The organism is Pseudomonas morbosilactucae, from assembly GCF_023241715.1.
GTDB lineage: Bacteria > Pseudomonadota > Gammaproteobacteria > Pseudomonadales > Pseudomonadaceae > Aquipseudomonas > Aquipseudomonas morbosilactucae.
Genome location: NZ_JALQCW010000006.1, coordinates 37,242 through 63,835, shown reverse-complemented (window position 1 = coordinate 63,835; position 26,594 = coordinate 37,242). Strand labels below are relative to the sequence as shown.

Here is a 26,594-nt window from a genome sequence, read left to right as displayed (position 1 = left end):
ATGACGTTGCGATGATGGATTTGTGACCCGATCAGCCTTGCTCGGCCACCAGCTTCTCGGCCCCGCGTTCGCGGACCCAGAACAGGGTGGCCCCGGCCACGGCGGCCGGCATCATGAGGATGTTGACGAAGGGGATCATCAGCGCCAGGTAGACGATGCCGCCGAACCCCAGGCTCTGCCAGCGCTTCTCACGCAGCCAGGCGAGCATTTCGTTCCAGCCCAGCTTGTGGTTGTCCGCCGGGTAGTCGATGTACTGGATCGCCATCATCCACACGCCGAACAACAGCCACAGCGGCGCCGCGATCAGGTTCACCACGGGAATGAACGAAAGGATGAACAGGCCGATGGCCCGGGGCAGGAAATAGCCCAGCTTGCGCATTTCCCGCGCCAGGGTGCGGGGGATCATGGCGATCAGCTCGCCCCAACTGAACGCCGGGAACTCGTCGGTGCCACGTACCACGATCTCGACTTTCTCCGCGAGAAAACCGTTGAAGGGCGCGGCAATGATATTGGCCAACATGGTGAAGGTGAAAAACACCATCAGCGCCACCAGCACCACGAACAGCGGCCAGAGCAGGTAGCTGAGGAAACTCAGCCAATCGGGGAGTGAGGGCATCAGGGTGTCGACCCACAGGCTGAACTGATGGCCGGCCAGATAGATCAATCCGACGAACAACACCAGATTGATCATCAGGGGCAGGAGGACGAACAAGCGCAGGCCCGGGCTGAGGACCAGCTTCAGGCCTTCACGCAGGTATTGCGGGCCGGACAGTACGGGGGCGGGCATAAAAGTGCTCCGAGCAGTGGAAAACGCGCCGACCTTACCGGCTTTGCCCGAGTGGTGAAAGCGCGGCGAACAGGTCGACATCAACGGTAACAAAGCCCCTTTGAAATGGAGCGTTACCGGATAGAGACCGCCTATGAGCTGGATTGTTAAACCGTATTTCCTTAATCTTCGCCCCCTCTATACGCTTCACCCATATTTTTTGGGACGGGCGAGTTTTAACCTTCCCCAAGGTTTCGCCGTCCTTTTTTATTCCAGCCGGCTATCCGGCGTTCCGCGCCAGGTCACCCGGGCCGGTCGATAGGAGTGACTCATGTCTGAAGTACGCCATTCGCGTGTGATTATTCTCGGTTCCGGCCCTGCCGGTTACAGCGCTGCGGTCTACGCGGCCCGCGCCAACCTCAAGCCTTTGCTGATCACCGGCATGCAGGCTGGCGGCCAACTGACCACCACCACCGAAGTCGACAACTGGCCGGGCGACGTCCACGGCCTGACCGGCCCGGCGCTGATGGATCGCATGCGTGAACACGCCGAGCGTTTCGAGACCGAGATCGTTTTCGACCATATCAACGCCGTGGACTTCGCCGCCAAGCCTTACACCCTGACCGGCGACAGCGCGACCTACTCCTGCGATGCCCTGATCATTGCCACCGGCGCTAGCGCTCGTTACCTGGGCCTGCCATCGGAAGAAGCGTTCATGGGCAAAGGTGTTTCCGCCTGCGCCACCTGCGACGGTTTCTTCTATCGCAACAAGCCTGTGGCCGTGGTCGGTGGCGGTAACACCGCTGTCGAAGAAGCCCTGTACCTGGCCAACATCGCCAGCAAGGTCACCCTGATCCACCGTCGCGATACGTTCCGCGCCGAGAAGATCCTGATCGACAAGCTGAATGCCCGGGTTGCTGAAGGCAAAATCGAACTCAAGCTGAACTCCAACCTGGACGAAGTGCTGGGCGACAACATGGGCGTGACCGGTGCGCGCTTGAAGAACAACGACGGCAGCTTCGACGAGCTGAAAGTCGACGGCGTGTTCATCGCCATCGGCCACACCCCGAACACCTCGCTGTTCGAAGGCCAGCTGGCGCTCAAGGACGGTTACCTGGTGGTGCAGGGCGGTCGTGATGGTAATGCCACTGCCACCAGCGTCGAAGGCATCTTCGCGGCCGGTGACGTGGCTGACCACGTTTACCGCCAGGCCATCACCTCGGCCGGTGCCGGCTGCATGGCGGCACTGGACACCGAGCGTTACCTGGACGGCCTGCAGAACGCGTCGTTCTAAATCCGTTGCAATAAAAAAAACCGGCGCAAGCCGGTTTTTTTATGGGCAACCCTCTGACCAACGCCGCTCCTACGGGGTGGCGTGTGGGGCAGGGATCAGCGCCGGGTCAGGGGCTGGGCCGCCAGCTTCACGCCGGCCAGGCCATGGGCGATCAGGGCGCGGATGTTGCCGTGGTCGCTGCCTTGCGGGGTGGCCAGTACGGAGCGGTAATGCTCACCGAAGGCCAGCAGGGCTTCTTCATCGCTCAAGCCTTCCAGCAGGGCCAGGCCCAGGGTCTTGCACGAGCCTTCGTTCTGCCCGGCGGCGTTTTCCACGTCGCCATTGGTGAAGGCTTGCGGCTGGTAGTCGTAACCGGCGGCGATAAAGGCCAGTGTGTCAGCGAAGGCGTGTTCGCCGCTCTTGAGGCTGGCGCGCAGGGTGTTCAGGTCAGTCATGGGTTTTTCCTTTGGCGAACGCCGCTTGCTGCTCGGCGCTGGCTTCTTTCTGGTAGAGATTTTTCCATTCGGCGTAGGGCATGCCGTACACCACTTCACGGGCGTCATCGAGGCTGAGCTCGATCTGGCGCTCGTCGGCCTCGGCCTTGTACCACTTGGACAGGCAATTGCGGCAGAAACCGGACAGGTTCATCAGGTCGATATTCTGCACATCCTTGCGGCTGTCCAGGTGCGCCACCAAGCGGCGAAAGGCCGCGGCCTCAAGTTCAAGACGTTCTTGGGAAGTCATAAGGTTCACTGCGAAAAAAGTGGAAGACAGCAGCCGCTGCAAGCCAAAGCCGTTCGGCTTTCGACGTGCAGCTTGCCGCTAACGACTGGCCGCCAAGGTAATTGACACCGACTCGGCAAAACGCAGGGCGTGGGGTTTGTCGACTTCGACTTCGGCGTACAGCACCGACCCATTGCTCATCACCAGGTCCAGCAACTCCTGGGTCAGGCGTTCGAGCAGGGCAAAACGGTTGCCCTCTACATGGGCGATCACCGCCTTGGTGATGGTGCGGTAGTTCAGGGCGTGGTCGATGTCGTTATCGCGCACGGCTTCCTGGGCGGCATAGAGGATGGTCAGGTTGATCAACACATCCTGCTTGTTGAGGATTTCGTCCTCGTTGATGCCGATAAAGGTTCGCAGGCGCAGGTCCTTGACCCGGATGCGAGCCATTCCTGGCTGAAGTTGTGGCATTGCTACTTACTCCGTCCAATCAATTGCAGGAATTCCTGGCGTGTGGTGCTCGAGTCGCGGAAGGCGCCGAGCATCACCGAGGTGTGCATGGTGGAATTCTGTTTCTCGACGCCGCGCATCATCATGCACATGTGCTTGGCCTCGATCACTACGGCCACGCCGGCGGCCTGGGTTACACGCTGCACCGCGTCGGCGATTTCCCGGGTGAGGTTCTCCTGGATCTGCAGGCGCCGGGCGAACATGTCGACGATTCGCGCGATCTTCGACAGGCCCAGCACTTTGCCGGTGGGAATATAAGCCACATGGGCCTTGCCGATGAAGGGCAGCAAGTGGTGTTCGCACAGTGAATACAGTTCGATGTCGGCCACGATCACCATTTCATCGCTTTGCGAGGCGAACAGGGCGCCGTTGACGATCTCTTCCAGCGACTGCTCATAACCGTGACACAGGTATTGCATGGCCTTGGCCGCGCGTTGCGGCGTGTCGAGCAGGCCCTCGCGGTCGGGGTTTTCGCCAAGACCCTTGAGAATCTCGCGGTAGTGCTGGGGCAGGGATAAAGACATACAACATCCTCGCGGGAAGGCTTACTTGACGTGTCGTCCGCCATTAACGGTCAGGGTCGTGCCGGTGACATAGGGGTTGTCCAGCAGATAGCGCAGGCTCTGGTAGATCACTTCGCTGCCGGGTTCGATGCCCAGCGCGGATTTGGCCAGGGCCTTGGCGCGGTACGCCGCGTCGTCGCCGGGGTTGAACAATAGCAGGGCCGGGGCGATGCCGTTGACCTTGATGCGCGGCGCGTACTGGGCGGCGAACGACAGGGTCAGGCTCTCCAGGCCGGCTTTGCTGGCGCAGTAAGCGATGTGCTTGCTGCTGCCTTTGCGGGTCACGTCGTCGCTGATATGGACGATATCCGCCGGTGTGGAGCGTTCCAGCAGTTCGGCGCAATGCAGGTTGATCAGGTAGGGCGCGAGCATGTGCACGCTGAACATGCGGGTGAAGGCAGCGCCTTCCTGGTCCTGGGTTTCCGCCAGCCACTCTGAAGCGTTATGGACGATGGCCCGCAAGCGGTCGGTATGGTTTTTCAACTCGCCGATCAAGGCCAGGATTCCGGCTTCACTGGAGAAGTCGGCGAACAGCAGGGTCGCGCCCTTTTCGCGCAAGGTCTGCAGGCCGGGGCGATCGCTGCGATAGGTGACGATGACCGGGTGCCCGTCTTCCAGCAGGCGCAGGGCGCAATGCAGGCCGACACGCTGGCTGGCACCCGTGATCAGGATCGGGGCGGAGGAGGGGTTCATGGAGGGCTCGCGTCGCGGGTGGAGCAAAACTATACCAGCGGGTGGCGCGCTGTGCCTGTTGTGGCTGTTGCGCCCGGGGGGAGCATCGCTGGCAAGCCGGCTCCTACAGGTGGGAGCCGGCTCGCTGGCGAATCACGGGTTTTGGGTCGATGGAGTGGCTGGCAGCGTGCGGACCGGGGTGCTGTGGAGCCAGTTGGCCAGCAACCGGGTCGACAGCGGGATGAACAGGTAGACCATCAGCGGCGTCAGGGCCAGGGTGCTGACGAAGACCCGGGGCAGCAGGCTCAGGTCGCTCAGCAGCGGGCCGAGGACGAAGTTGAACAGCAGGGACACCGGAAAGAATGCCAGCCAGATCGCCACGGCCTGTTTCCAGCGCGGTGGGCGTTGATCGATGGCGCCAAACCAGCCGTCGATGCCACTGACCCGATGCTCGGACGGGTGGGCGAACAGGTCGCTGCCGCGGGCCAGCCAGGCGGTGCGCGACGCCGAGTGCTCCCAGGTGTGCAGAGTCTGCTCGTCGGCAAAGCGGAAGATGATCTGGAATTCGTCATCGTCGGGCGGCGGGGCCAGGACGCCGGAGCCCAGGTAGCCGGGAAAGTCGGTGGCCAGTTGCTCGCCTTCGCGCAGCCAGGCGATCAGATCCTGGTAACGCCCGTCGGCAACGCGCCGGGCAACCATCAAGGTGACGGGTGAGGTAGACATTATGTATCTCCGTAAAGCCTATGCGCTGCCTGGATAAGGCAGGCGCCGAACGTGGCCCGGGGTGTTGGGCCGCGTTTGCGAACAAGCAAGGATTATTCCTGATTCCTGGCCAACCACCAACGACATTGGTCGGCTTTTGTCTGGCTTGAGGCACAGCGGCCCAGGAAGAGTAGAATGGCCGCCACTTTGCTTAATCGGTGTTTTCTCCCCAGATGCCCGTCATGACTGAACTTGCCCGCGTCTCCCAGCCCGCCAGCCCCCTGGTGCAGGACGATCTGTTTCCGATCCGCGAAGTTTCGCGGCTGACCGGGATCAACCCTGTGACCTTGCGCGCCTGGGAGCGGCGCTATGGTTTGATCCAGCCCACGCGCACTGAAAGTGGGCATCGCCTGTACTCCATGGGCGATGTCGAGACGGTCCGCGAGATCCTCGGCTGGATCGAGCGCGGCGTGTCGGTGAGCAAGGTTGGCAAGATCCTGGCCAAGACCCAGGTGGCCCAGAACCTGGACCGTGTGGCGCCGGATGAGGGGTTGCAGGGCGAATACGCGCAGTGGCGCAGCCAGTTGGGGGTGGCGGTCAGTGCCTTTGACGAGGCGCAACTGGAGCGGTTGTACGGGCAGATTTTTTCCAGCTATTCACTGACCGTGGTGTTCCAGGACATTCTCATGCCGTTCTGGAGGCAACTGCTGCAGGCCCAGGAAGCGTTTGGACGTGCCTGTGAGTGGTTGTTTCTCGACGGCTTTTTGCGGGCGCGGATCAGTCAGTGCCTGGCCTTGCAACGAGGTGCCCAGGCGCGGCCGTTGCTGTTGGCGGCGCTGGGTGATCAGGGGCGTGAGTTGGAGTTGCTGGTGACGGCCCTGATGCTGGGCAGCGGCGAGTTCGAGGTCCGGGTGCTGGGGCAGGGTGCGCCCCTGGATGAATTGACCCTGGTTTGCGAGAAGATCAAGCCGGCGGCGCTGGTGCTGTTTTCCAACCATGCGCCGGCCGCCGAGCTGCCACGACGCCTGAATCGCCTGGCCATGACCCTGGATTGCCCTTTGATGCTGGCCGGCGATACCGCCGAACTGGCCCAGGACAGTCTCGCCACTTCACCGGTGGCCTGCCTGGGTAACGACGCACGGGTGATCCCACAACGGCTGCGGCAGTTTCTCAGCGGCAAATTGGATACCTGAGCGCGGGTCAGGCGTGAAGGGCGGGATGGGTCAGGCGATGTTGTTGCAGGATGAACTGGCGTAGCCGCTCGGTTTCTTCCAGATCGCTCTGGTCCAGGCGGTAGGCATAAAAGCCGCTGTCAGTCTCGCGCTCGAACTTGCCATGCAAGGCGATGCGCTCATAACCCGAGGGGCTGAACCACAAGGCGAACTGCTTGGGCGGTTTGGTGCGGTTGCGGATCTCCAGCAGTACCCCTTTGAACGACACCTCGTGAACCCACAGCTGCCCGGGTTGGCCTTTGGCGTTTTCCAGGGCCACCGGCTCATCCAGAATCAGGCGCCATGGCCGCACCATCGGGCCGTCCTCGTAGATGCTCGGCACGCCCAGGCGCAGGTGCAGGGCATGGAACTCGTCTTCCACGAGGTGCAGGGGGAAGGTCATTTGCTGATTTTCGAAATGCGCCTGGATGGTGACCTTTTCATTGGCGGCCAGCCGCGTGAGCAAATCACGAATCTGCGCGCCACCGTTGACCATCAGGCTCGAGTTGGCATCCCGCATGTTGAGTTGCGGGTTGTGCTGCATGGTCTGAATGAAGTCCAGTTCATCCTGGGTCAGTAGGGCATCGCGCATGGTCTGCTCGAAAGAAAAGGTTACAAAGTCGTCGGGGGAATATAGCTACTGACCACTAATTCGATAAATTGTTTTCGCCGTTTGTCGCCTTTATTGCGGCCAGCTCAGCCTGGGCTTCGGCCAGTTGCTGCTCCAGCTGGGCCAGCCGCTGTTGTGCCTTGACCTGCGCGGTGACGTCTTTCTGCACCCCAATGAAGTAGGTCAGTTGGTCGCTGTCGTTGAACACCGGGGTGATCGACAGCTCATTCCAGAAGTGGCTGCCGTCCTTGCGGTAATTGCGCAGGACCTGACGGCACGGCTGGCCTTGGCTCAGGGCCTGACGAATCGCCACCAGGCCTGGCTGGTCGCGATCGCCGGACTGGAGAAAGCGGCAATCCTGGTACAGCACTTCGTCGGCGCTGTAGCCCGTGAGCCGCTCGAACGCCGGGTTCACGTAGATCACGATGTTGTCTTCGCCTTCCTGTTCGGCGACCACAATGCCGTCGTTGGAGGCGTTGATCATCCGTTGCAGCAAGTGAGCATTGATCATCATCAGGTTCCGCAATCGTTCGGCAGGTGCCGCATTTTAAGAGATGCCGGCAAGCTGTCCACTTGCCATTAGCTTTTGGGACGACCGCCCAGGGTCCGGATTTTAGCGCCTAGCTGTTAATATCCCAGTCTTTTACTCAGCTTCAGGATCAGATTGATGAAAGTCGCCATCCTTTCCGGCTCGGTGTACGGCACGGCTGAAGAAGTCGCCCGGCACGCTGCCAACCTTCTCAAAGCCGCAGGTTTCGAGGCCTTGCACAACCCCCGCGCGACCCTGGCGGAGCTCCAGGCGTTCGCCCCACAAGCCTTTTTGGCCGTGACCTCCACCACGGGCATGGGTGAGCTGCCGGACAACCTGGTGCCGCTGTATTCGACCCTTCGTGACCAATTGCCCGCCGCTTGGCGTGGCCTGCCTGGGGCGGTGATCGGCCTAGGCGACTCCAGTTACGGCGACACCTTCTGTGGTGGTGGCGAGCAGATGCGCGAGCTGTTTGCCGAGCTTGGGGTTACCGAGGTGCTGCCGATGCTGCGCCTGGACGCGAGTGAAAGCGTGACCCCGGAAACCGATGCCGAGCCTTGGCTGGGCGATCTGGTCAAGGCGCTGCGCGGCTGACCCTGCGCTCGCGCAGCAACGCCAGCCAGGCTTGCGCGGCCTTGGACAGATAGGCCCCGCGACGCCAGATAAAGGCAATGTCCCAGCGCAGGTACTCGGGGGCCTTGAGGGTCAGGCGCACCACGCCTGGCCTCACCAGGCCCCGGGCGACCACGCTGGGCAGCAGCACCACGCCTTGCCCGGCAGCCACCAGGGCCGCGAGAAAATCCGCCTGGCCGCTGCGCCCGCCTTCCTTGGGGGTAAAGCCCACTTGCTGGCAGGCCTGGAGCAGGCGATCGTTGAGCACGAAGCTGCGCTGATACAGCAGGAAGGGCGTCTCGGCCAATTCCTCCAGCCGCACCTGAGCATTCATCGCCAAGGGGTGGTCGGCCGGCAGCAGGGCGTCCAGAGGTTCGTCGCAAAAAGACTGGTAGTCGAACAGCGGGTCTTTGGGCGTCAGGCTGCCGCCCAGTTCCAGCTCGCCGGTTTGCACCGCCTGCTCGATGTTCAGGCTGCCGCCTTCCAGCAGTTGCACACTGATGTTCGGGTAGCGTCGGCGGTATTCGGCGAACAACCCGGCAAACAGGGCATCGCTGCCCAGCAGCGGCAAGCCCAGGCGCAACTCGCCACGGGCCAATTGGCTCAAGTCATCCAATTCACTGAGCAATTCGCTGCGCAGCCGGAGCATGCCTTCGGCCCGTTGCAGGACCACGTTGCCGGCCGCCGTCAGGTGAATATGGGAACCCTGGCGATCCAGCAGCGGGGTTCCAAGGCTCTGCTCCAGCTGGGCGATTTGCTTGCTGACCGCCGACTGGCTGATGTGCAGGGTCTTGGCCGCTTGGGTAAAACCGCCTTGATGGATCACTTCGACAAAACTGCGCAGCTGCTTGAAGTCCATGGCCTGAATTCCATTTTGGAATGCCTTCCAGTCTAACAATTCGCTTCGGTGATGGTGGGCGCTTCTTTAACATGAACGCCTGCGAGGACCGAAGCCGATGAACATTGCCACCTTCAAACACCTGGGCCGACTGCTGGCCGAACTGGCCATCCTGCTGGCGATTTACCTGCTGGGCTGCCAGTTGGCGAGCTGGCTGGCCTGGCCGATTCCCGGTGGGGTGATCGGGCTGGCGTTGCTGTTGCTGGTGTTCGCCCTGGGCTGGGTCAAGCCGGCGGCGTTGCAGTTGGGCGCGGGGTTGTTGATGGCCGAGATGTTGCTGTTTTTCATCCCCGCGCTGATGAGCCTGCTGGACTACGGCGGCCTGCTGCGCGAGGACGGTTGGCGGATCCTGTTGGTGATCGGCGTCAGCACCTTGATGGTGATGCTGGTCACGGCCTTTACCGTGGAGTGGGCTTGCCGCTGGCGGATGCGCCATGACGCTTGAGCTGATGCCGATGTTCTGGCTGGCCCTGACGCTGGGCGCGTACCTGTTCAGCCGCTGGTTGTATGCCCGCAGCGGACGCTACTTGCTCTCGCCGCTGATCCTGGTGCCGGCCCTGTTGTTGGCGATTGCTGTGCCGATGCACACGGCGTACGCCGAATACGCCGCCAACACCCACTGGCTGATGCTGGTGTTGGGGCCGGTGACCGTGGCCTTCGCGGTGCCGATCTGGCAGCAACGGCATTTGCTGATGCGCCATTGGTCGGCGCTGTTGCTCGGGATGCTGGCCGGCAGCACCGCCTCCATTGCCAGTTCCTTTGGCCTGGCCAGGGTCCTGGCGCTGGACAGCTCGGTGACCTTGTCCCTGGTGCCGCGCTCCATCACCACACCCTTCGCCATGCCCCTGGCCCATGACCTGGGCGGCGTGCCTGAGTTGACCGCGGTGTTCGTGATGTTCACCGGCGTCTTTGGGGCCCTGCTGGGTGGCGTGCTGCTGCGTTGGTTGCCGTTGCGCAGCGCCCTGGCTCGCGGTGCCCTGTTTGGCGTTGGGGCCCACGGTGCGGGCGTTAGCCGGGCCCGTGAAGTGGGCGGTGAAGAGGGCTCGGTGGCGGGGCTGGTGATGGTCCTCACCGGGCTGCTGAATCTGTTTGCCGCGCCGGTGCTGGCCTGGTTGTTATGAGCGCCATCGGCTGCGTCAGGGGCCATTCTCGGCACTGACTCGCTCGGTCAGTAAGCTGGCTGCCAATGCAACTACGCCAGCCTCGGCGGCTGGCTAGACTGCTGTTCATGCCTGCCCACACATAACAAAAAAAACCAGCATCGAGGTCCTTGCCGTGAGCCTAGCCCCCGTTCCATCGACGCAGAGTGTGAAAGAGCAAGTCAGCGCGGCCGAGTGGCAAACCCGCGTCGACCTGGCGGCCTGTTATCGCCTGGTGGCGATGCATGGCTGGGACGACCTGATTTTCACCCATATTTCCGCCAAGGTGCCGGGCACTGAAGACTTCCTCATCAACCCCTTCGGCTTGATGTTCCACGAGATCACCGCCTCCAGCCTGGTGAAGGTCGACCAGGCCGGCAACAAGCTGATGGCCAGCCCCTACGAGATCAACCCGGCCGGCTACACCATTCACAGCGCGGTGCATGAAGTGCGTCACGACGTGGTCTGTGTGCTGCACACCCACACGGCTTCCGGGGTGGCGGTGTCGGCCCAGCAGCAGGGCGTGTTGCCCATCAGCCAGCAATCCCTGTTCGTGCTGTCGAGCCTGGGTTACCACGCCTACGAAGGGGTGGCCCTGAACCCTGAAGAGAAGGTGCGCTTGCAGGCGGACCTGGGGCCGAACAATTTCCTGATGCTGCACAACCACGGGCTGCTCACCTGCGGCAGCACCATCGCCGACACTTTCCTGATGATGTTCACCTTCCAGCGCGCCTGCGATATCCAGGTGCTGGCCCAGGGCGGCGGCGCGGCCTTGATCGCCATCGAACCGCAGGTCCTGGCTGGTGCCCGGGCGATGATCGCCGGGGTGACCAAAAGCGCCCAGGGCATGGGCGGAGCACTGGCCTGGCCGGCGCTGCTGCGCAAGCTCGATCAACAAGACTCGGGTTACAAACTCTAATGCCACTGGCCGAGATTCCCCTCTCCGTCTGGCGCAAGCGCGGGCGCAGTTTCATGTTTCGCGGGCAGGCCATTCGCTATTGGGTGGCCGGTCACGGCGAGCCGCTGCTGCTGATCCATGGTTTCCCCACGGCCAGTTGGGATTGGCATTACCTGTGGCAACCCCTGGCCCAGCGCTACCAAGTGATTGCCTGCGACATGCTGGGGTTTGGCGATTCGGCCAAGCCGCTAGACCATGCCTACAGCCTGCTGGAACAGGCGGACTTGCAGCAGGCATTGCTGGCCCACTTGAATATCGAGTCGCCGCTGCATGTGCTGGCCCACGATTATGGCGACAGCGTTGCCCAGGAGCTGTTGGCCCGGCATTACGAGGCGCGGCTGACCCTGGCCAGTTGCGTGTTTCTCAACGGCGGCCTATTCCCCGAAGCCCATCGCCCGGTGCTGATGCAAAAACTTCTGCTCAGTCCGGTGGGCTGGATGCTTGGGCGCACCTTCAGTCGTGATGCGCTGGTGAAGAGTTTCAGCCAGATTTTCGGCCCGCAGACCCGCCCCAGTGAAAGCGCCCTGGATGACTTCTGGAGCCTGGTGGAAAGCAATCATGGGCCGCGCATCCTGCACAAATTGATCGCCTACATCCCCGAACGCCGGCTCCTGCGTGAACGCTGGGTCGCCGCGATGCAGCGCAACGACGTGCCGCTGAGCTTGATCAGTGGCGCGTTGGGCTGCACCTCCGGGGCAGACATGGTCGAGCGTTACCGCGAACTGATCCCCAATCCGCAGACCGTGCTGCTGGCCGGGATCGGTCAATATCCGCAAACCGAAGCCCCGGTCCAGGTACTCCGGCATTACCTGGGCTTTCGCGAAAAGCTCGTGCTGCCGCCGCTGAAAATGGCCTGACTGCGACGCATCGCCTAGGCCCTGTTCCGTGCGTTCTGCCCGATCCTGCGGGCCCTGCTTGCCCCGACCTGGGCGATCATCCTGCTGCCTTATTGCCCACCATTCAGCCGCAAACGTATTTATTGTGACCAGAAGCCGCCTGCCTGACACTCGGGGCATTGTCCATTGCCCCCGTTGGAGTTCGGTATGAGTGAGTCTGTACGCTTCGAAGATAAAGTCGTGGTCATTACCGGCGCTGGCGGTGGCCTGGGGCGGGCTCATGCATTGCTGTTCGCCAAACACGGGGCGCGAGTGCTGGTCAACGACCTGGGCGGATCCACTCAAGGCGAGGGCGCCAATGCCTCGGCGGCGGATCGGGTGGTGGCGCAAATTCGTGAGGCCGGCGGCATTGCCGAGGCCAACCATGATTCGGTGACCGACGGGGAAAAGATCGTGCAGCACGCCCTGGATGTCTTTGGCCGGGTCGATGTGGTGGTCAATAACGCTGGCATCTTGCGGGACAAAACCTTTCACAAGATGGACGACGCCGATTGGGACCTGGTGTACCGGGTGCATGTCGAGGGTGCCTATAAAGTCACCCGCGCCGCCTGGCCTCATCTGCGTGAGCAGGGTTATGGCCGGGTGATTTTCACCGCGTCCACTTCAGGCATCTACGGCAACTTCGGCCAGTCCAACTACGGCATGGCCAAGTTGGGGCTGTACGGCCTGACCCGCACCCTGGCGATCGAGGGCCGCAAGAACAACATCCTGGTCAACGCCATCGCACCCACCGGCGGCACGCGCATGACCGAGGGGCTGATTCCGCCGCAAGTCTTCGAACAGCTGAAGCCGGAACTGGTGAGCCCGCTGGTGGTGTACCTGGGCAGCGAGCAATGCCAGGAAACTTCCGGCCTGTTCGAAGTGGGCGGGGGCTGGATGGGGAAGGTGCGCTGGGAGCGCAGCCTGGGGGTCGGCTTCGACCCGCGCCAGGGCTTTTCACCGGAGGAAGTGGCGGCCCACTGGCAGCAGATCTGCGACTTCGAAGGCGCGGCCCACCCTGGGGATAACATCGAAGCCCTGAAGGAAATGATGCACAACCTGCAAAAGTACGCCCTCTGAAACTCGGCACAGGGCGGGCCGGGAGAGCGCGGTTTTACTCCTGAGGCCGGGCTCTTTATGCTCGATGGGCAGTGGACGCCCCCGACGCATAAGGAGCCGTAGGCATGTACGAGTCAAAAGACCAGCCCGTGTTATCCCGCTTGTTGTTTGTCCGCCGGTTGTTTCTCCACGCCCTGGTGGTGCTGGCGCTGATTGGTTTTTCCATCGGCCTGGGCATCATCGGGTACCTGTATTTCGAAGAAGGAATGCCCCTTCACGACGCCCTGATCAATGCCGCCATGCTCTTGGGCGGCGTGGGGCCCGCCAGCTTGCCGACCACCCCCGGCGGCAAGCTGTTCCTCGCCGGTTATGGCCTTTACGCCAACATCGTGTTTGCTGCGACCATCGGCCTGCTGCTGTCGCCAGTGGCGCATCGGCTGCTGCACCGGTTTCATTACGATGACGGCGACACCGCCTAGGCGCCTGCCCTGGCCCGTGTTTTCCACAGGCATAAAAAAAGGCCGCTGCAAGAGCAGCGGCCGAAGTAAGACGTTAGATCAAGGAGCTACCAATCAACGTCAGTGAACCTGGGGGAGCGGCCTGAACCCAAGGGCTTCAGGCGCGCTGGAAAGGGTTATGCCCCGGTGCTGCAACAGCACCTCGGCGGCAGTGACGGGCGCTTTGCCGTGACTGCGCGACAAGAATAAGTGCTTGTTGCGTAATGAAAAATAGTCAATTGGGACAAGGACTGTTACATCCTGGACAACAGTGGCCCGCTCCAGGCTTCATCCCCGCCATCCATTCCCCTGATGCAGCGGCATCCAGCCCATGCATAAGCCTCTGAACAGCCCCGCTGGCGCAGGCATTCACTCCTTTGAGCGACACTGCGAATACCTCCTTGGTGCGCTTATCGCACCCGGTACAGCGGCAGTAGGGTGAGGCCTTCTGTCACTCACCGGGGAAGACGCATGACAAAAACAACAATGCGCGCCATCTTCACGCCGCAGGCGCTGGCCGTCGCGGTGGCCATGGGCTGCAGTGCCCAGGCTCAGGCGGTTTCATTCAATATTGGCGAGATCGAGGGGCAGTTCGATTCGTCGCTGTCCGTCGGCGCCAGTTGGGGCATGCGCAATGCCGACAAAGACTATGTGGGCACGGTCAATGGCGGCCGTGGCCAGTCCTCCACCGGTGATGACGGACGCCTGAATTTCAAGAAGGGCGAGACCTTCTCGAAAATCTTCAAGGGCCTGCACGACCTGGAACTCAAGTACGGTGACACCGGCGTGTTCGTGCGTGGCAAGTACTGGTACGACTTCGAACTCAAGGATGAAGACCGCGAGTTCAAGCCCATCAGTGACCACAATCGCAAGGAAGGCTCCAAGTCGTCCGGTGCGCAGATCCTCGATGCCTTCGTCTATCACAACTACTCCATCGCCGACCTGCCCGGCACCGTACGCGCCGGCAAGCAAGTGGTCAGCTGGGGCGAAAGCACCTTCATCGGCAACTCCATCAACAGCATCAACCCGATCGACGTGTCGGCATTCCGGCGCCCCGGTGCCGAGATCAAGGAAGGCCTGATCCCGGTGAACATGCTGTTCGCCTCCCAAGGGCTGACCAACCAATTGACTGTGGAAGGCTTCTATCAACTGGAGTGGGACCAGACGGTCCTGGACAACTGCGGCACCTTCTTTGGTGGCGACGTGGCAGCGGACGGCTGCACCACCGGCTACACCGTCGGCAGCCCGGCCATCAGCCCGTTGCAACCCTTGGCCGCCGGCGCCGGCCTGGGCTTCGAGGTCAGCCGCGAGGGGGTGATCCTGCCCCGGGGCGGCGACCGTGATGCGCGGGATTCCGGCCAGTGGGGCGCGGCCCTGCGCTGGCTTGGCGACGAAACCGAGTACGGCCTGTACTTCATGAACTATCACGCCCGTACCCCGATCGTCGGCACCACCACCGCCAACGTCAGCCTTGCCACGCTGGGGGCGCTGGCTGCGGCCGCCAACGGCATTGTTCCGGGCAGCGGCGCGGGCCTGGTGCAAAGCGTGATGCTCGGCCGCGGCCAGTACTACCTGGAATACCCGGAAGACATCCGCCTGTACGGCGCCAGCTTCTCCACCACCTTGCCCACCGGCACCGCGTGGAGCGGCGAGATCAGCTACCGGCCCAACGCCCCGGTGCAAATCAACACCAACGACGTGACCCTGGCCCTGCTCAACCCCATCGCGGGCGGTGCAGCTTCACCGATTTCAAGCGCCATGGGCGCCGACAATACCGGCTACCGGCGCAAGGAAATCACCCAACTGCAAAGCAGCATGACCCAGTTCTTCGACCACGTACTGGGGGCCGATCGCCTGACCCTGGTGGGCGAAGCCGCGATCGTCCACGTCGGCGGCCTGGAGTCGAAAAGCCAGCTGCGTTATGGCCGCGACTCGGTCTACGGGCAATACGGGTTCAACGGTGACACCGACGGTTTTGTCACCGCGACTTCCTGGGGTTATCGCGCCCGGGCCATCCTCGACTACAACAACGTGATCGCCGGGATCAACCTCAAGCCCAACCTGTCCTGGTCCCACGACGTCAACGGCTACGGCCCCAACGGCCTGTTCAACCAGGGCGCCAAGGCGGTGAGCCTCGGGGTGGATGCCGACTACCGCAACACCTACACCGCGAGCCTCAGTTACACCGACTTTTTCGGCGGTGACTACAACACCCTCACCGACCGTGACTTCCTCGCGTTGAGCTTCGGCGTGAACTTCTGATCCGGCTAAGAGAAGGACGACTTTGATGCGCAAGATGATTCTGCAATGCAGTGCCTTGGCCCTGAGTTTGCTGGCCGCCAACGTGATGGCGGCGGTCTCCCCCGACGAGGCGGCCAAGTTGGGCACCAGCCTGACCCCGCTGGGAGCGGAGAAGGCCGGGAATGCCGATGGCTCGATCCCGGCCTGGACCGGTGGCATTCCGAAAAACGCCGGTGCGGTGGACAGCAAGGGCTTCCTGGCTGACCCGTTCGCCAATGAAAAGCCCCTGTTCATCATCACCGCCGCCACGGTGGACAAGTACAAGGACAAGCTCTCGGACGGCCAGGTGGCGATGTTCAAGCGCTACCCGGAAACTTACAAGATCCCGGTCTACACCAGCCATCGCACCGTGGGCCTGCCGGCGGAAATCTACGAGTCGGCCAAGCGCAGTGCGCTGAATGTGCAGGCGATCAACGACGGTAACGGCCTGGCCAACTTCACCGGCAATCGCTACTACGCCTTCCCGATTCCGAAGAACGGCGTGGAGGTGCTGTGGAACCACATCACCCGTTATCACGGCGGCAACCTGCGCCGCATCATCACCCAGGCCACGCCCCAGACCAACGGCAGCTACACGCCGATCCGCTTCGAGGAAGAAGTGGCGGTGCCGCAGCAGATTCCGGACATGGACCCGGCCAAGGCGGCCAACGTGCTGACCTTCTTCAAGCAGTCGGTGACCGCACCGGCGCGCCTGGCGGGCAACGTGCTGCTGGTCCACGAGACCCTCGACCAGGTCAAGGAACCGCGTTCGGCGTGGATCTACAACGCCGGTCAGCGCCGGGTGCGCCGGGCCCCGCAAGTGGCCTATGACGGCCCGGGCACCGCCGCCGACGGCCTGCGCACCTCGGACAACTTCGACATGTTCTCCGGCGCGCCGGACCGCTACGACTGGAAGCTGGTGGGCAAGAAGGAGATGTACATCCCCTACAACAGCTACAAGCTGGATTCCCCCAGCCTCAAGTACGACGACATCATCAAGGCCGGGCATATCAACCAGGACCTGACCCGTTATGAGCTGCACCGGGTCTGGGAAGTGGTCGGTACCGTCAAGCCCAGCGAGCGGCACATCTACGCCAAGCGCCACATGTATCTCGACGAGGACAGCTGGCAGGTGGCCCTGGCGGACCACTACGACGGTCGCGGTCAGCTGTGGCGGGTCGCCGAAGGCCACGCTCAGTTCTACTACGACCACCAGGTGCCGGCGTACACCGTGGAAACCCTGTACGACATCATCGCCGGCCGTTACATCGCCCTGGGCATGAAGAACGAGGAGAAGCACAGCTTCGAATTCGGCTTCGCGGCCAAGGCGGCGGACTACACCCCGGCGGCACTGCGAGCCAGCGGCGTGCGGTAACGCGGTGGATACATTTGATGGCAAAAGGCGACCTTTGGGTCGCCTTTTTTATGGCTGCCGATCAGCGCACTGAATGTTTCTCAACAAGCGCCAAGGACAGGGCTAGGGTGAGTCCACGCAGGCTAAAACTATAAAAAGGCACGCCGCAATGACCGCCATGAGTCACCGTCTGGACCGTCCTGGATTCATGCCTCGCTTGTCCGCTCACCATCTGTCCCGCCCTCGCTTGAGCACGCCCTTGCTGGCCTCCACGGCCCGGGTCAAGGTGCTGTGCGCACCACCCGGAAGTGGCAAGACTGCGCTGCTGGTCGAGTGCCTGTCCCAGGCGCCGGCGTCGATCCACATCTGTTGGTTGTCCCTGTGCGGCATGCCGCGCAGCCCCGAGGATTTCTGCGCGCAACTGGCCGCTGCCCTGGGCCTGGCGGAAGGCGATGAGCGAGCGCTGCTGGATCACCTGGCACAACGTCAGGCGCCGACTTGGCTGTGCCTCGATGACTATTGCCGGGTCGCGGCGCCGGAACTGGACCTGATGCTCGATCGCCTGCTGGCGGTGGATAACCCGGCCCTGAGCTGGTGGCTGGGCACCCGGCGGCGGCCTCAATGCAATTGGCCGCGCCTGTTGCTCGACGATGAGTTGTACGAGTGCGACGGCCCGACCCTGGCCTTTGGCCTGGAGGATATCCAACAGTTGTTGCAGCAGTTGCCCCAACCCCTGGGCGCACAGACCGCCAGCCGGATTCTGCAACGCAGTGCCGGCTGGTGCGCCGGGGTGCGCATTGCCCTGCTCGAAGGCAGCGAGTGGGTGGCGACGCCCTGCAAGCCGGGGCGGCCCAATACTTTGCTGGAGTACCTGGAACACGAACTGTTCGGCGTGCTGGCGCCGGAGTTGGCGGAAACCTGGCAGGTACTGGCGCACTTGCCGCGCTTCAATCCTGCGCTGTGCGAGCACTTGTTCGGGGCCGGGGAAGGCGCTCAGTACCTGCGCACGCTGCAGGAGCAAGGTTGCTTTATCGAGCCCTGGCAGGGCTCGTCCGAATGGCTGCAAGTCTTTACTCCGCTGGCCCGCTTGATGCGCGACGAGCCTTGGCCGGCAGGGCGTTCCTGGCATCGGCGGGCCTGCCAGTGGTTCACCGCCGAGCAGGACTGGCAGGCGGCGTTCGAGCAAGCCTTGCTGGCCCATGAATATGAAGTGGCGGTCAGCCTGTTGCAGCACTTCAGCTTCGAGTCGCTGTTCCAGCAGCAGAACCTGGTGCTGCTGTTGCGCCTGTATGAGCAGCATGGGGCCGAGTTGCTGGTGGGCAGCCCGCATCTGGTGGGGCTGGTGACGGCGGCGTTGTTGTTTGCCGGGCGCTTCGCCCAGGCGCAACAGTGCATCGAGCACATGGCGCGTTTTGCGCCGCAGCCTTCGGCCGATCTGCAACGCCAGCTGCTGGCGCGCTGGCAAGCCCAGCAAGGCTGGCTATTGCATCTGCAAGGCCAGATGGAGCCAGCCCGTGAGCATTTTCTCCAGGCGCTGTGCGTGCTGGCCGACAGTGCCTGGCCGACCCGTTTGTTGTGCCTGTCCGGGCTGACCCAGCAGGCCCTGCTCAAGGGTGAATTGGACGTGGCCCAAGGCCTGAACCGTGAGGCGCTGTGCCTGGCGCGGGCCCAGGACTCGTTGCTGTTTGAGGCCTTGCTGGAGTTGGATCATGGGCAACTGCTGGAGCAGCGTGGGGCGCCCCACCGGGCGCAGGCCCTGCTCGACGACGTGGCCGAACTTCTGGCCCGACAGCCGGTGCCGGCCACGCCGCTGTTGGGGCGCATAGCCCTGCGTCGAGGGCACCTGGCGTTGCGTCAGGGACGTGAGAGCGAGGCGGCGGGTTACTTTCAGGTGGGCCTGGAAGACTGCCTGCTGAGCCATGACAAACGCGCGTTGTACGGCTTTCTTGGGCAGGCGCAGTTGGCTGCCAACCAGCGCGATTACGCCCAGGCCTTTGTGCGCCTGCGCGATGCCGAACGCCTGATGCAGCAACGGCAGATTCCAGACACCGTGTACCGCGGGGTGTTGTTGCAGGTCAGCAGTCATTTCTGGCTCCAGCAGGGCCGACCGGAATTGGCCCTCGAAGCCTTGAGCCGAGTCTTGCGGCACTACCGTGGCCCGCAGGCCGTGCAGGCGCCCCCGGCGACGCTGGAGCTGATCCCGCGGATTGAATACCTGCTGGTGCTGGCCGAAGTCTATTTGGGGCAGGCGCCGGCCGCGATGGCGACCTTGCAGGGGAGGGTGGAGTGGGCCCGCTGCCATGGCATGTCAGGGCTGGAGACCGAGTTGCAACTGGCCTTGGCCGAGGTCGCATATCTGCAAGGCGACCGGCGCGTGTCTGCCCAGGCCCTGGAGGCCGGGTTGCAACTGGTGCAGCGTTGCCATTTACCCCAGGCGCTGCTGGACCTGCGCCTGCGGCAACCGAAGCTGTTGCAGACGCTGGAGGGCCTTGAATCCCCTGAGTTCGGCTTGCCAGGCCCTCAAGCCGACGCCGGGGCCAACCCGTTGAGCCTGCGTGAACTGGAAGTCCTGCAGTTGATCGCCCAGGGCAGTTCCAACCTGCAGATTGCCGAGCAGTTGTTTATATCCCTGCACACGGTCAAGACCCACGCCCGGCGTATTCACAGCAAGCTGGGGGTGGAGCGGCGCACCCAGGCTGTGGCTCGGGCCAAGTCCCTGGGGTTGATGGGCTGAGCGAGGGCCGTCACCCGGTACTCAGGGTTGGTAACCCATGCGCCAGCTCACGGCCTGGCTCGCCGTCAGCAGACGCTGGGCCGCCGGGCCATGTTCATCGGCGTGGAACAGCGAGGCAGGTCCCACCACCGTGAGCACGGCGGCGATCTTGCCGGTGGCATCGAACACCGGCGCCGACAAGGCATCGACCCCCGGCATCAGCAAACCATGCACATGGTGCAGGCCGCGGGCGCGGATCTGTTCGCCGAGCTCGGCGTACTCGCCCTCATCGGACAGTGCATGGGCGCTGTTGGTTTGCAGTTCCTGCTGGCGCAGTTCGAGGGTTTCCCGGGCAGGCAGGTAAGCACCAAACACCAGGCCGGTGGACGAACTGAGCAGGGGCAGGACCGAGCCCAACTGGGTGACCACGGTCACCGCCCGCACGGCCGGTTCGATGTGCACCACGGTCGCGCCCTGATTGCCCCAGACTGCGAGGAAGCAGGTTTCATTCAGCTCGTCGCGCAGCTCGGCCAAGGGCAGGGCGCTGACTTTCAACACGTCCATGCTGTTCAAGGCGGCCAGGCCCACCCGCAGGGCTTCGCGGCCCAGGCCATAGTGGTTGGTGGCGCTGTTCTGCTCGGCGAAGCCACTGGCGATCAAGGCTTGCAGGTAGCGGTGGACCTTGCTGGCCGGCATCTGCACATGTTCGGCCAGGCGCGACAGGGAAGTGGACGGCGACAGTTCGGCCAGGGCCTTGAGGATGTCCGTACCGACCTCCGCCGAGCGGACTTTCTGTTTGCCGGAGCTGTCGCTGGTGCTGCGGGGCTTTTCCATGGTGGTGCTGTGATCCCGGGACGAATGGCGGTCTTTATAGCTTGACGCTATTCGGCAATCAAATTACGTTGTGCGTAATTCAATTACGATAAAAATAAACCTGGCGTGCCGAGCACTCTCACAACGGAGTCGTCGGCCACCGCCTGCTCCCTGCATAGGAGGCTCCATGAATCTCGATTCCACGGCGACGGTGCTCGCCTATCAGTCGGGTTTTGGTAATGAATTTTCCAGCGAGGCCCTGCCAGGCGCCTTGCCAGTTGGCCAGAACTCCCCGCAAAAGGCCCCCTACGGTCTGTACACCGAACTGTTCTCCGGCACCGCCTTCACCATGGCCCGCAGCGAAGCCCGGCGCACCTGGATGTACCGTATCCTGCCTTCGGCCAACCACCCGTCCTTTACCAAACTTGAACGTCAATTGGCGGGTGGGCCCCTGGGCGAGGTGACGCCCAATCGCCTGCGCTGGAACCCGTTGACCATTCCCGCTGAGCCGACCGATTTCATCGAGGGCCTGGTGAGCATGGCGGCCAACTCGGCGGCGCAGAAACCGGCGGGTATCAGCCTCTATCACTATGGCGCCAACCGCTCCATGGAACGGGTGTTCTTCAACGCCGACGGCGAGCTGCTGCTGGTGCCGGAGTTGGGGCGGCTGCGCATCGCCACCGAATTGGGGGTGCTGGATATTGAGCCCCTGGAAATCGCAGTCTTGCCCCGTGGCCTGAAATTTCGCGTCGAATTGCTGGACCCCCAGGCGCGTGGTTACGTTGCCGAAAACCATGGCGCGCCCTTGCGCCTGCCGGACCTGGGGCCCATCGGCAGCAACGGCCTGGCCAACCCGCGGGACTTCCTGACCCCGGTGGCCCATTACGAAGACCTCCAGCAGCCCACGCCCTTGGTACAGAAGTTCCTGGGCGAACTCTGGGGCTGCGAGCTGGACCATTCGCCGCTCAACGTGGTGGCCTGGCACGGCAATAACGTGCCCTACAAATATGACCTGCGGCGTTTCAACACCCTTGGCACTGTCAGCTTCGATCACCCGGACCCGTCGATCTTCACGGTGTTGACCTCGCCCACCAGCGTGCACGGCCTGGCCAACCTCGACTTCGTGATTTTCCCACCGCGCTGGATGGTGGCTGAGAACACCTTTCGGCCGCCATGGTTCCACCGCAACCTGATGAACGAATACATGGGGCTGATCCAGGGGGCCTACGACGCCAAGGCCGAAGGCTTCCTGCCCGGCGGCGCGTCGCTGCACAGTTGCATGAGTGCCCACGGGCCCGATGGCGAAACCTGCAGCAAGGCCATCAACGCCGAACTGCAGCCGGCCAAGATCGACAACACCATGGCGTTCATGTTCGAGACCAGCCAGGTGTTGCGCCCCAGCCAGTTCGCCCTGGCCTGCCCGCAATTGCAGAACAACTACGACGCCTGCTGGGCCACGCTACCCAGCTCCTTCAACCCGAATCGGAGATAACCCATGAATCAGCCATCCTTGACCCGCAGTTGGGTTGCCTCCGCCAACGGTCATGCCGATTTCCCCCTGCAAAACCTGCCGCTGGGGGTGTTCAGCACCCCGGGTTCGGCGGCCCGCAGTGGCGTCGCCATTGGTGAGCATATTCTTGACTTGGAGGCGGCCCTGGACGCCGGCCTGTTCGACGGCGCGGCCCGTACCGCAGTGGAAGCCACCCGTGGTGGGCAACTTAACGCTTTCTTCGAGTTGGGCCGTGGGGCCCGGGTCGCCCTGCGTGAACGGCTGCTGGAACTGCTCGGCGAAGGCGGCAGCCTGCGCGGAAAAATGGAAGCCCTGGGGGCCAGACTGTTGCCCTTGGCGGCGGATTGCCAACTGCACCTGCCGGCCCGCATCAGCGACTACACCGACTTTTACGTCGGCATCGAGCACGCGCAAAACGTCGGCAAACTGTTCCGTCCGGACAACCCGCTGCTGCCGAACTACAAGCATGTGCCCATCGGTTATCACGGCCGCGCGTCGACCGTCCGTGCGTCGGGCACCGAGGTCCGCCGTCCCAAGGGCCAGACCCTGCCGGCCGGGCAGAGCGAGCCGGTTTTCGGCCCCTGCGCACGCCTGGACTATGAGCTGGAACTGGGGATCTGGATCGGCCAGGGCAACGAGATGGGCGAGCCGATCGCCATTAGCGAAGCCGCTGAGCATATCGCCGGTTTCTGCCTGCTCAATGACTGGTCGGCGCGGGACATCCAGGCCTGGGAATACCAGCCGTTGGGGCCGTTCCTGTCGAAAAGCTTTATCACCAGCATCTCGCCCTGGGTGGTGACCGCCGAAGCCCTGGAGCCGTTCCGCCGTGCCCAGCCGGCACGCCCGCAAGGCGACCCGCAGCCGCTGCCGTATCTGCTGGACCCGCGCGACCAGGCGGGCGGCGGCTTCGATATCGAGCTGGAGGTGCTGCTGCTGACCGAGGCCATGGCTGAGCAGGGCCTGGCCCCCCAGCGCCTGACCCTGAGCAACACCCAGCACATGTACTGGACCGTGGCGCAAATGGTCGCCCACCACAGCGTCAACGGTTGCCAGTTGCAGGCCGGTGACCTGTTCGGTTCGGGCACCTTGTCCGGGCCGCAAGAAGGGCAGTTCGGCAGCCTGCTGGAAATCACCGAGGGCGGTAAAAAGCCCATCGAACTGGCGTCCGGAGAAGTGCGCAAATTCCTTGAAAACGGCGACGAAATCATCTTGCGCGGGCGCTGCCGCCGTGAAGGTTTTGCCTCCATCGGCTTCGGCGAATGCCGCGGCAAAGTCGTGCCTGCCCGTTAAGAGGTCGTGCCATGGAGCTCTATACCTACTACCGCTCGACCGCGTCGTACCGGGTGCGCCTGGCCCTGGCCCTCAAGGGCCTGGATTTCCAGGCGGTGCCGGTCAACCTGCTGGTGCCCAAGGGCGGTGCCAATCGGCAGCCGGAGTACCTGCGCATCAATCCTCAGGGCCGGGTGCCGGCCTTGCGTACCGACGAGGGGGCGGTGCTGATCCAGTCCCTGGCGATCATCGAATACCTGGAGGAATGTTATCCACAGGTGCCGTTGCTCTCCCGTGACCTGCTCAGCCGCGCCCATGAACGGGCGGTGGCGGCGGTGATCGGTTGCGATATCCATCCGCTGCACAACTCCAGTACCCAGAACCTGCTGCGTGACTGGGGCCACGATGACGGGCAAGTGCAGGTGTGGATCGACCATTGGATCAGCCAGGGGCTGGGAGCCGTGGAGCAATTGATCGGCGATCGGGGCTTCTGCTTTGGCGAGCAGCCGGGGTTGGCGGATGTGTTCCTGATTCCGCAGCTGTACGCCGCCGAGCGCTTCAAGGTGCCCTTGGCGAGTTATCCACGGATTCTCCGGGTGGCCGCCCTGGCGGCCGAACACCCGGCGTTCAAGGCGGCCCATCCGGCTCATCAGCCCGACACCCCCTGAGGCCCGCGGCAGTGCTGCCGCCGGGCCGTCCGGGTTCAGTGCACGATGGTGCTGGGTGGCAAGTGCCCTAGGCGCTCGGTCAGGCGCAAGCGCTGGATCGGGTCCTCGCTGAGCAGCAGCGCATGCTCCAGGTCGAAACGTTCGGCGTTGGGGCATTCCAGGCGTTGGTACAGGCTGGCCCGGGCCAAGTAGTCGGCGGCGCTGCCATTGCCCAGCTCCAGCACCCGCTCGGCATTGATCAGGGCTCCCAGGTTGTCATCGCAGGCCAGGTGCAATTGGCGCAGGTTGCGTGACAGGCGCTGAAGCATCTGCTGTGGTTCGGCGGTCACCAGGTGCTCGGCCGAGAGTTTGAAGTTGGCACCGTACTGGCGCTGCAGCAATTCCCGGCAATCGTTGGGGTACAGGCGGCGTCCGCCGCAAGGGTCCAGCAGGTGATCGGCGCCGGGCACCCGCAGCAGAAAGTGCCCGGGGAAATTCACCCCGACCATGGGGATCTCCAGCCGGCGTGCCAGTTCCAGGGCAATCAGGCCGAGGGCCAGTGGCTGCCCGCGGCGCCGTTGCAGGACCTTGTCCAGCAAGGCAGCGTGGGGGCGTAGGGGCAGGTGCTCGTCCTGCTGGAAACCCAGGTCGTTCATCTGCCGCAGCAAGGGTTGGCCCAGCTCGCTGACCGGCAACAGCGGCAAGCCGGCACTCACCCGTTGCTGCAGCGCCTTCATTTCCTCGAGCAACAGGCCTGGCACGACCTGTGGGTCGTGCTCGGCGGCAATCCACAGCGCGGCTTCGAACAGGGCGGGCGGGGAGCGGTGCAGGCAGGCGAAAAAAGCTTGGCGCGGGTTCATCTCAACCTCCGACGGATGCCTCGTTTTAGCCTCGTCTCAAGCGTTCGTCCAGTGCTGTACATAGTCGGTAGCAGGTTATTTCCCAAAGGCTGTAAACCGGCGCTGCTTATTCTTGCGCGCTCCAGCAATTTTCAGGCGCAGGCCTATACTGGCGACTACAAGAAGTGACTCGGGAGCCCGACAATGTTCGCTCTCATGCAAAGCACTCGCCTTGAATCGCTGCACTTGAGCGTCGACCCGATCACCGGGTTGAAGGCGGTCATTGCCATCCATAACAGCCGACTGGGGCCCGCCCTGGGAGGTTGCCGTTACCTGGCCTACCCCGACGACGAAAGTGCCGTGGCGGATGCCGTGCGCCTGGCCCAGGGCATGAGCTACAAGGCGGCGCTGGCCGGCCTGTCCCATGGCGGCGGCAAGGCGGTGATCATTCGCCCGGCCCATGTGGAAAACCGCGCCGCGCTGTTCGAGGCCTTTGGCCGTTGCATCGAGCAACTGGACGGCCGCTTCATCACCGCCATCGACAGCGGCACCTCGGTTGCCGACATGGATTGCATCGCCCAGCAGACCCAGCACGTCACCAGCACCAGTGCTGCTGGCGACCCGTCGCCCCACGCGGCCATGGGGGTGTTCGCCGGCATTCGCAGCACCGCCATGGCCCGCCTGGGCAGCGACAACCTGGAAGGCTTGCGCGTGGCGGTGCAAGGCTTGGGCAATGTCGGTTTTGCCCTCGCCCAGCAATTGCACGCCGCCGGCGCGGAGCTGCTGGTGAGCGACATCGACCCCGGCAAGGTGCAACTGGCCATGGAGCAACTGGGCGCCCATCCGGTGGCCAATGACTCGTTGCTCAGCACTCCGTGCGACATCTTTGCCCCTTGCGGCCTGGGCGCGGTGCTCAACAGCCACAGCGTGGCGCAACTGCGCTGCTCGGCGGTGGCCGGTTCGGCGAACAACCAACTGACCCATCTGGATGTGGCTGACCAACTGGAGCGGCGGGGCATCCTCTATGCACCGGACTACGTGATCAACTCGGGCGGCCTGATCTACGTTTCACTCAAGCACCAGGGCGCGGAACTGAGCACCATCACCGCTCATTTGTCGAAGATCAGCTCGCGCCTGACCGAAGTCTTCGCCCACGCCCAGGCAGAAAAACGCTCCCCCGCGCGGGTCGCGGACGAGTTGGCGAACGCGTGTTGTATCGCTAGCTGGCAGGCAGCCCCATTTCAAGATTGTGGACAGGTGTGCGCAGCGACTGCTGTGTCGCCCGCCGATTTTCTGTTCTCTGAAGGGCTGTAAACAGGCCGTTTTTCAAGCGTTCGGGCGCTCCCATCGCAACGCTGCGGACAGCCCCGTGGCCTGTGGCTTGCGGCATTTTTACGAGCATTTTTTTGACGTCTATTTTTTGACTAATGGCTTTTTGATGGTAAAGGATGATTGCAAAGCGCTATCAGCCTGATTACGATGCCCGCACTTTCAACAAGTGCAGATGACTCAAGGGATGAGTTTTTTCGGCTGCACTTGGGTCTGTGCCGTGGGCGGAATTCCCCCTCGGCG

At 63.1% G+C, this 26,594-nt stretch carries 27 protein-coding genes and 1 pseudogene; 16 read left to right on the top strand and 12 right to left on the bottom strand.

The annotated features are described in order from the left end of the window. Positions 1-31 precede the first annotated feature (31 nt). Complete coding sequence (gene cysZ, locus M1B34_RS03560) at positions 32-787, bottom strand: sulfate transporter CysZ (RefSeq protein WP_268264462.1); 756 nt, start codon at positions 785-787, stop codon at positions 32-34. A gap of 310 nt (positions 788-1,097) precedes the next feature. Here cysZ and trxB point away from each other — a divergent pair, with 310 nt between their 5' ends. Then, complete coding sequence (trxB, locus tag M1B34_RS03555; RefSeq protein ID WP_268264461.1) at positions 1,098-2,060, top strand: thioredoxin-disulfide reductase; 963 nt, start codon at positions 1,098-1,100, stop codon at positions 2,058-2,060. Positions 2,061-2,155: 95 nt separating this feature from the next. Here trxB and M1B34_RS03550 read toward each other — a convergent pair whose 3' ends face one another. The 6 genes from M1B34_RS03550 to M1B34_RS03525 all read right to left on the bottom strand — a co-directional run bounded on the left by M1B34_RS03550 (position 2,156) and on the right by M1B34_RS03525 (position 5,230). Next, positions 2,156-2,494, bottom strand: coding sequence for a HopJ type III effector protein (locus M1B34_RS03550; protein WP_123337117.1), 339 nt, complete (start codon positions 2,492-2,494; stop codon positions 2,156-2,158). Next, positions 2,487-2,783, bottom strand: a complete 297-nt coding sequence (locus M1B34_RS03545; RefSeq protein ID WP_123337115.1) for a DUF1244 domain-containing protein — start codon at positions 2,781-2,783, stop codon at positions 2,487-2,489. The genes M1B34_RS03550 and M1B34_RS03545 overlap by 8 nt, the downstream gene beginning before the upstream one ends. A 78-nt stretch (positions 2,784-2,861) precedes the next feature. Then, complete coding sequence (gene folX / locus M1B34_RS03540) at positions 2,862-3,233, bottom strand: dihydroneopterin triphosphate 2'-epimerase (RefSeq protein WP_123337112.1); 372 nt, start codon at positions 3,231-3,233, stop codon at positions 2,862-2,864. 2 nt (positions 3,234-3,235) lie between these two features. After that, positions 3,236-3,796 (bottom strand): GTP cyclohydrolase I FolE, encoded by a 561-nt coding sequence (gene folE, locus M1B34_RS03535; protein WP_268264460.1) that lies wholly within the window; start codon positions 3,794-3,796, stop codon positions 3,236-3,238. Positions 3,797-3,817: 21 nt separating this feature from the next. Further along, positions 3,818-4,528 (bottom strand): dihydromonapterin reductase, encoded by a 711-nt coding sequence (gene folM / locus M1B34_RS03530; protein ID WP_268264459.1) that lies wholly within the window; start codon positions 4,526-4,528, stop codon positions 3,818-3,820. Between the two features lie 132 nt (positions 4,529-4,660). After that, positions 4,661-5,230, bottom strand: coding sequence for an antibiotic biosynthesis monooxygenase (locus M1B34_RS03525; protein WP_123337106.1), 570 nt, complete (start codon positions 5,228-5,230; stop codon positions 4,661-4,663). Positions 5,231-5,442: 212 nt separating this feature from the next. Here M1B34_RS03525 and M1B34_RS03520 point away from each other — a divergent pair, with 212 nt between their 5' ends. Further along, entirely contained in the window at positions 5,443-6,402 is a 960-nt protein-coding gene (locus M1B34_RS03520) for a MerR family transcriptional regulator (RefSeq protein ID WP_268264458.1), read from the top strand. Positions 6,403-6,409: 7 nt separating this feature from the next. On the opposite strand, the gene M1B34_RS03515 is transcribed toward M1B34_RS03520, so the two are convergent. Both M1B34_RS03515 and M1B34_RS03510 read right to left on the bottom strand, forming a co-directional pair. Beyond that, positions 6,410-7,012: a hypothetical protein gene (locus tag M1B34_RS03515; RefSeq protein WP_268264457.1), complete on the bottom strand. Its 603-nt coding sequence runs from the start codon at positions 7,010-7,012 to the stop codon at positions 6,410-6,412. A 55-nt stretch (positions 7,013-7,067) separates the two neighbouring features. Next, positions 7,068-7,541 carry a PAS domain-containing protein gene (locus M1B34_RS03510; protein ID WP_123337531.1) on the bottom strand — a complete coding sequence of 158 codons (474 nt, stop codon included), beginning with the start codon at positions 7,539-7,541 and terminating at the stop codon, positions 7,068-7,070. Between the two features lie 156 nt (positions 7,542-7,697). On the opposite strand from M1B34_RS03510, the gene M1B34_RS03505 reads away from it, so the two are divergent. Next, positions 7,698-8,153, top strand: coding sequence for a flavodoxin (locus M1B34_RS03505; protein WP_123337102.1), 456 nt, complete (start codon positions 7,698-7,700; stop codon positions 8,151-8,153). Here the strand turns inward: M1B34_RS03505 and M1B34_RS03500 are convergent. Then, the gene (locus tag M1B34_RS03500; protein WP_268262857.1) at positions 8,134-9,030 is read right to left on the bottom strand and encodes a LysR family transcriptional regulator; all 897 of its coding nucleotides are present in this window, start codon (positions 9,028-9,030) and stop codon (positions 8,134-8,136) included. The two genes, M1B34_RS03505 and M1B34_RS03500, sit on opposite strands and share 20 nt — an antisense overlap. A 97-nt stretch (positions 9,031-9,127) precedes the next feature. Here M1B34_RS03500 and M1B34_RS03495 point away from each other — a divergent pair, with 97 nt between their 5' ends. The 9 genes from M1B34_RS03495 to M1B34_RS03455 all read left to right on the top strand — a co-directional run bounded on the left by M1B34_RS03495 (position 9,128) and on the right by M1B34_RS03455 (position 19,965). Then, the gene (locus M1B34_RS03495; RefSeq protein WP_123337098.1) at positions 9,128-9,514 is read left to right on the top strand and encodes a CidA/LrgA family protein; all 387 of its coding nucleotides are present in this window, start codon (positions 9,128-9,130) and stop codon (positions 9,512-9,514) included. Continuing rightward, the gene (locus M1B34_RS03490; RefSeq protein ID WP_268262856.1) at positions 9,504-10,190 is read left to right on the top strand and encodes an LrgB family protein; all 687 of its coding nucleotides are present in this window, start codon (positions 9,504-9,506) and stop codon (positions 10,188-10,190) included. Before M1B34_RS03495 ends, M1B34_RS03490 begins: the two co-directional genes overlap by 11 nt. Positions 10,191-10,344: 154 nt before the next feature. After that, positions 10,345-11,127 carry a class II aldolase/adducin family protein gene (locus tag M1B34_RS03485; RefSeq protein WP_123337094.1) on the top strand — a complete coding sequence of 261 codons (783 nt, stop codon included), beginning with the start codon at positions 10,345-10,347 and terminating at the stop codon, positions 11,125-11,127. Continuing rightward, positions 11,127-12,023, top strand: coding sequence for an alpha/beta fold hydrolase (locus tag M1B34_RS03480; protein ID WP_268264456.1), 897 nt, complete (start codon positions 11,127-11,129; stop codon positions 12,021-12,023). The genes M1B34_RS03485 and M1B34_RS03480 overlap by 1 nt, the downstream gene beginning before the upstream one ends. 186 nt (positions 12,024-12,209) lie before the next feature. After that, the gene (locus M1B34_RS03475; protein WP_123337091.1) at positions 12,210-13,121 is read left to right on the top strand and encodes an SDR family oxidoreductase; all 912 of its coding nucleotides are present in this window, start codon (positions 12,210-12,212) and stop codon (positions 13,119-13,121) included. Positions 13,122-13,225: 104 nt separating this feature from the next. Further along, positions 13,226-13,579 (top strand): hypothetical protein, encoded by a 354-nt coding sequence (locus tag M1B34_RS03470; protein ID WP_268264455.1) that lies wholly within the window; start codon positions 13,226-13,228, stop codon positions 13,577-13,579. Positions 13,580-14,068: 489 nt separating this feature from the next. Beyond that, a complete protein-coding gene (locus M1B34_RS03465; RefSeq protein WP_123337087.1) occupies positions 14,069-15,859 on the top strand; it encodes a DUF1302 domain-containing protein in 1,791 nt (596 codons plus the stop codon). 25 nt (positions 15,860-15,884) lie between these two features. Further along, positions 15,885-17,252, top strand: coding sequence for a DUF1329 domain-containing protein (locus tag M1B34_RS03460; protein WP_123337085.1), 1,368 nt, complete (start codon positions 15,885-15,887; stop codon positions 17,250-17,252). Positions 17,253-17,400: 148 nt separating this feature from the next. Beyond that, on the top strand, positions 17,401-19,965 hold the full coding sequence (locus M1B34_RS03455; RefSeq protein WP_268264454.1) for a LuxR C-terminal-related transcriptional regulator: 2,565 nt from the start codon (positions 17,401-17,403) through the stop codon (positions 19,963-19,965). A 21-nt stretch (positions 19,966-19,986) separates the two neighbouring features. Here M1B34_RS03455 and M1B34_RS03450 read toward each other — a convergent pair whose 3' ends face one another. Continuing rightward, positions 19,987-20,778 (bottom strand): IclR family transcriptional regulator, encoded by a 792-nt coding sequence (locus tag M1B34_RS03450; protein WP_268264453.1) that lies wholly within the window; start codon positions 20,776-20,778, stop codon positions 19,987-19,989. 166 nt (positions 20,779-20,944) lie between these two features. Between M1B34_RS03450 and hmgA the strand changes: the two genes are divergently transcribed. The 3 genes from hmgA to maiA are packed head-to-tail and all read left to right on the top strand — an operon-like array spanning position 20,945 to position 24,204. After that, a complete protein-coding gene (hmgA, locus tag M1B34_RS03445; protein ID WP_268264452.1) occupies positions 20,945-22,249 on the top strand; it encodes a homogentisate 1,2-dioxygenase in 1,305 nt (434 codons plus the stop codon). 3 nt (positions 22,250-22,252) lie between these two features. Further along, complete coding sequence (gene fahA / locus M1B34_RS03440; protein ID WP_268264451.1) at positions 22,253-23,557, top strand: fumarylacetoacetase; 1,305 nt, start codon at positions 22,253-22,255, stop codon at positions 23,555-23,557. An 11-nt stretch (positions 23,558-23,568) separates the two neighbouring features. Beyond that, on the top strand, positions 23,569-24,204 hold the full coding sequence (gene maiA, locus M1B34_RS03435) for a maleylacetoacetate isomerase (protein WP_268264450.1): 636 nt from the start codon (positions 23,569-23,571) through the stop codon (positions 24,202-24,204). Between the two features lie 35 nt (positions 24,205-24,239). Here the strand turns inward: maiA and M1B34_RS03430 are convergent, their stop codons facing one another. Then, positions 24,240-25,043 carry a SirB1 family protein gene (locus M1B34_RS03430; RefSeq protein ID WP_123337073.1) on the bottom strand — a complete coding sequence of 268 codons (804 nt, stop codon included), beginning with the start codon at positions 25,041-25,043 and terminating at the stop codon, positions 24,240-24,242. 183 nt (positions 25,044-25,226) lie between these two features. On the opposite strand from M1B34_RS03430, the pseudogene M1B34_RS03425 reads away from it, so the two are divergent. Then, positions 25,227-26,225, top strand: a pseudogene (locus M1B34_RS03425) (Leu/Phe/Val dehydrogenase); the annotation flags it as partial. Positions 26,226-26,594: the final 369 nt, after the last annotated feature.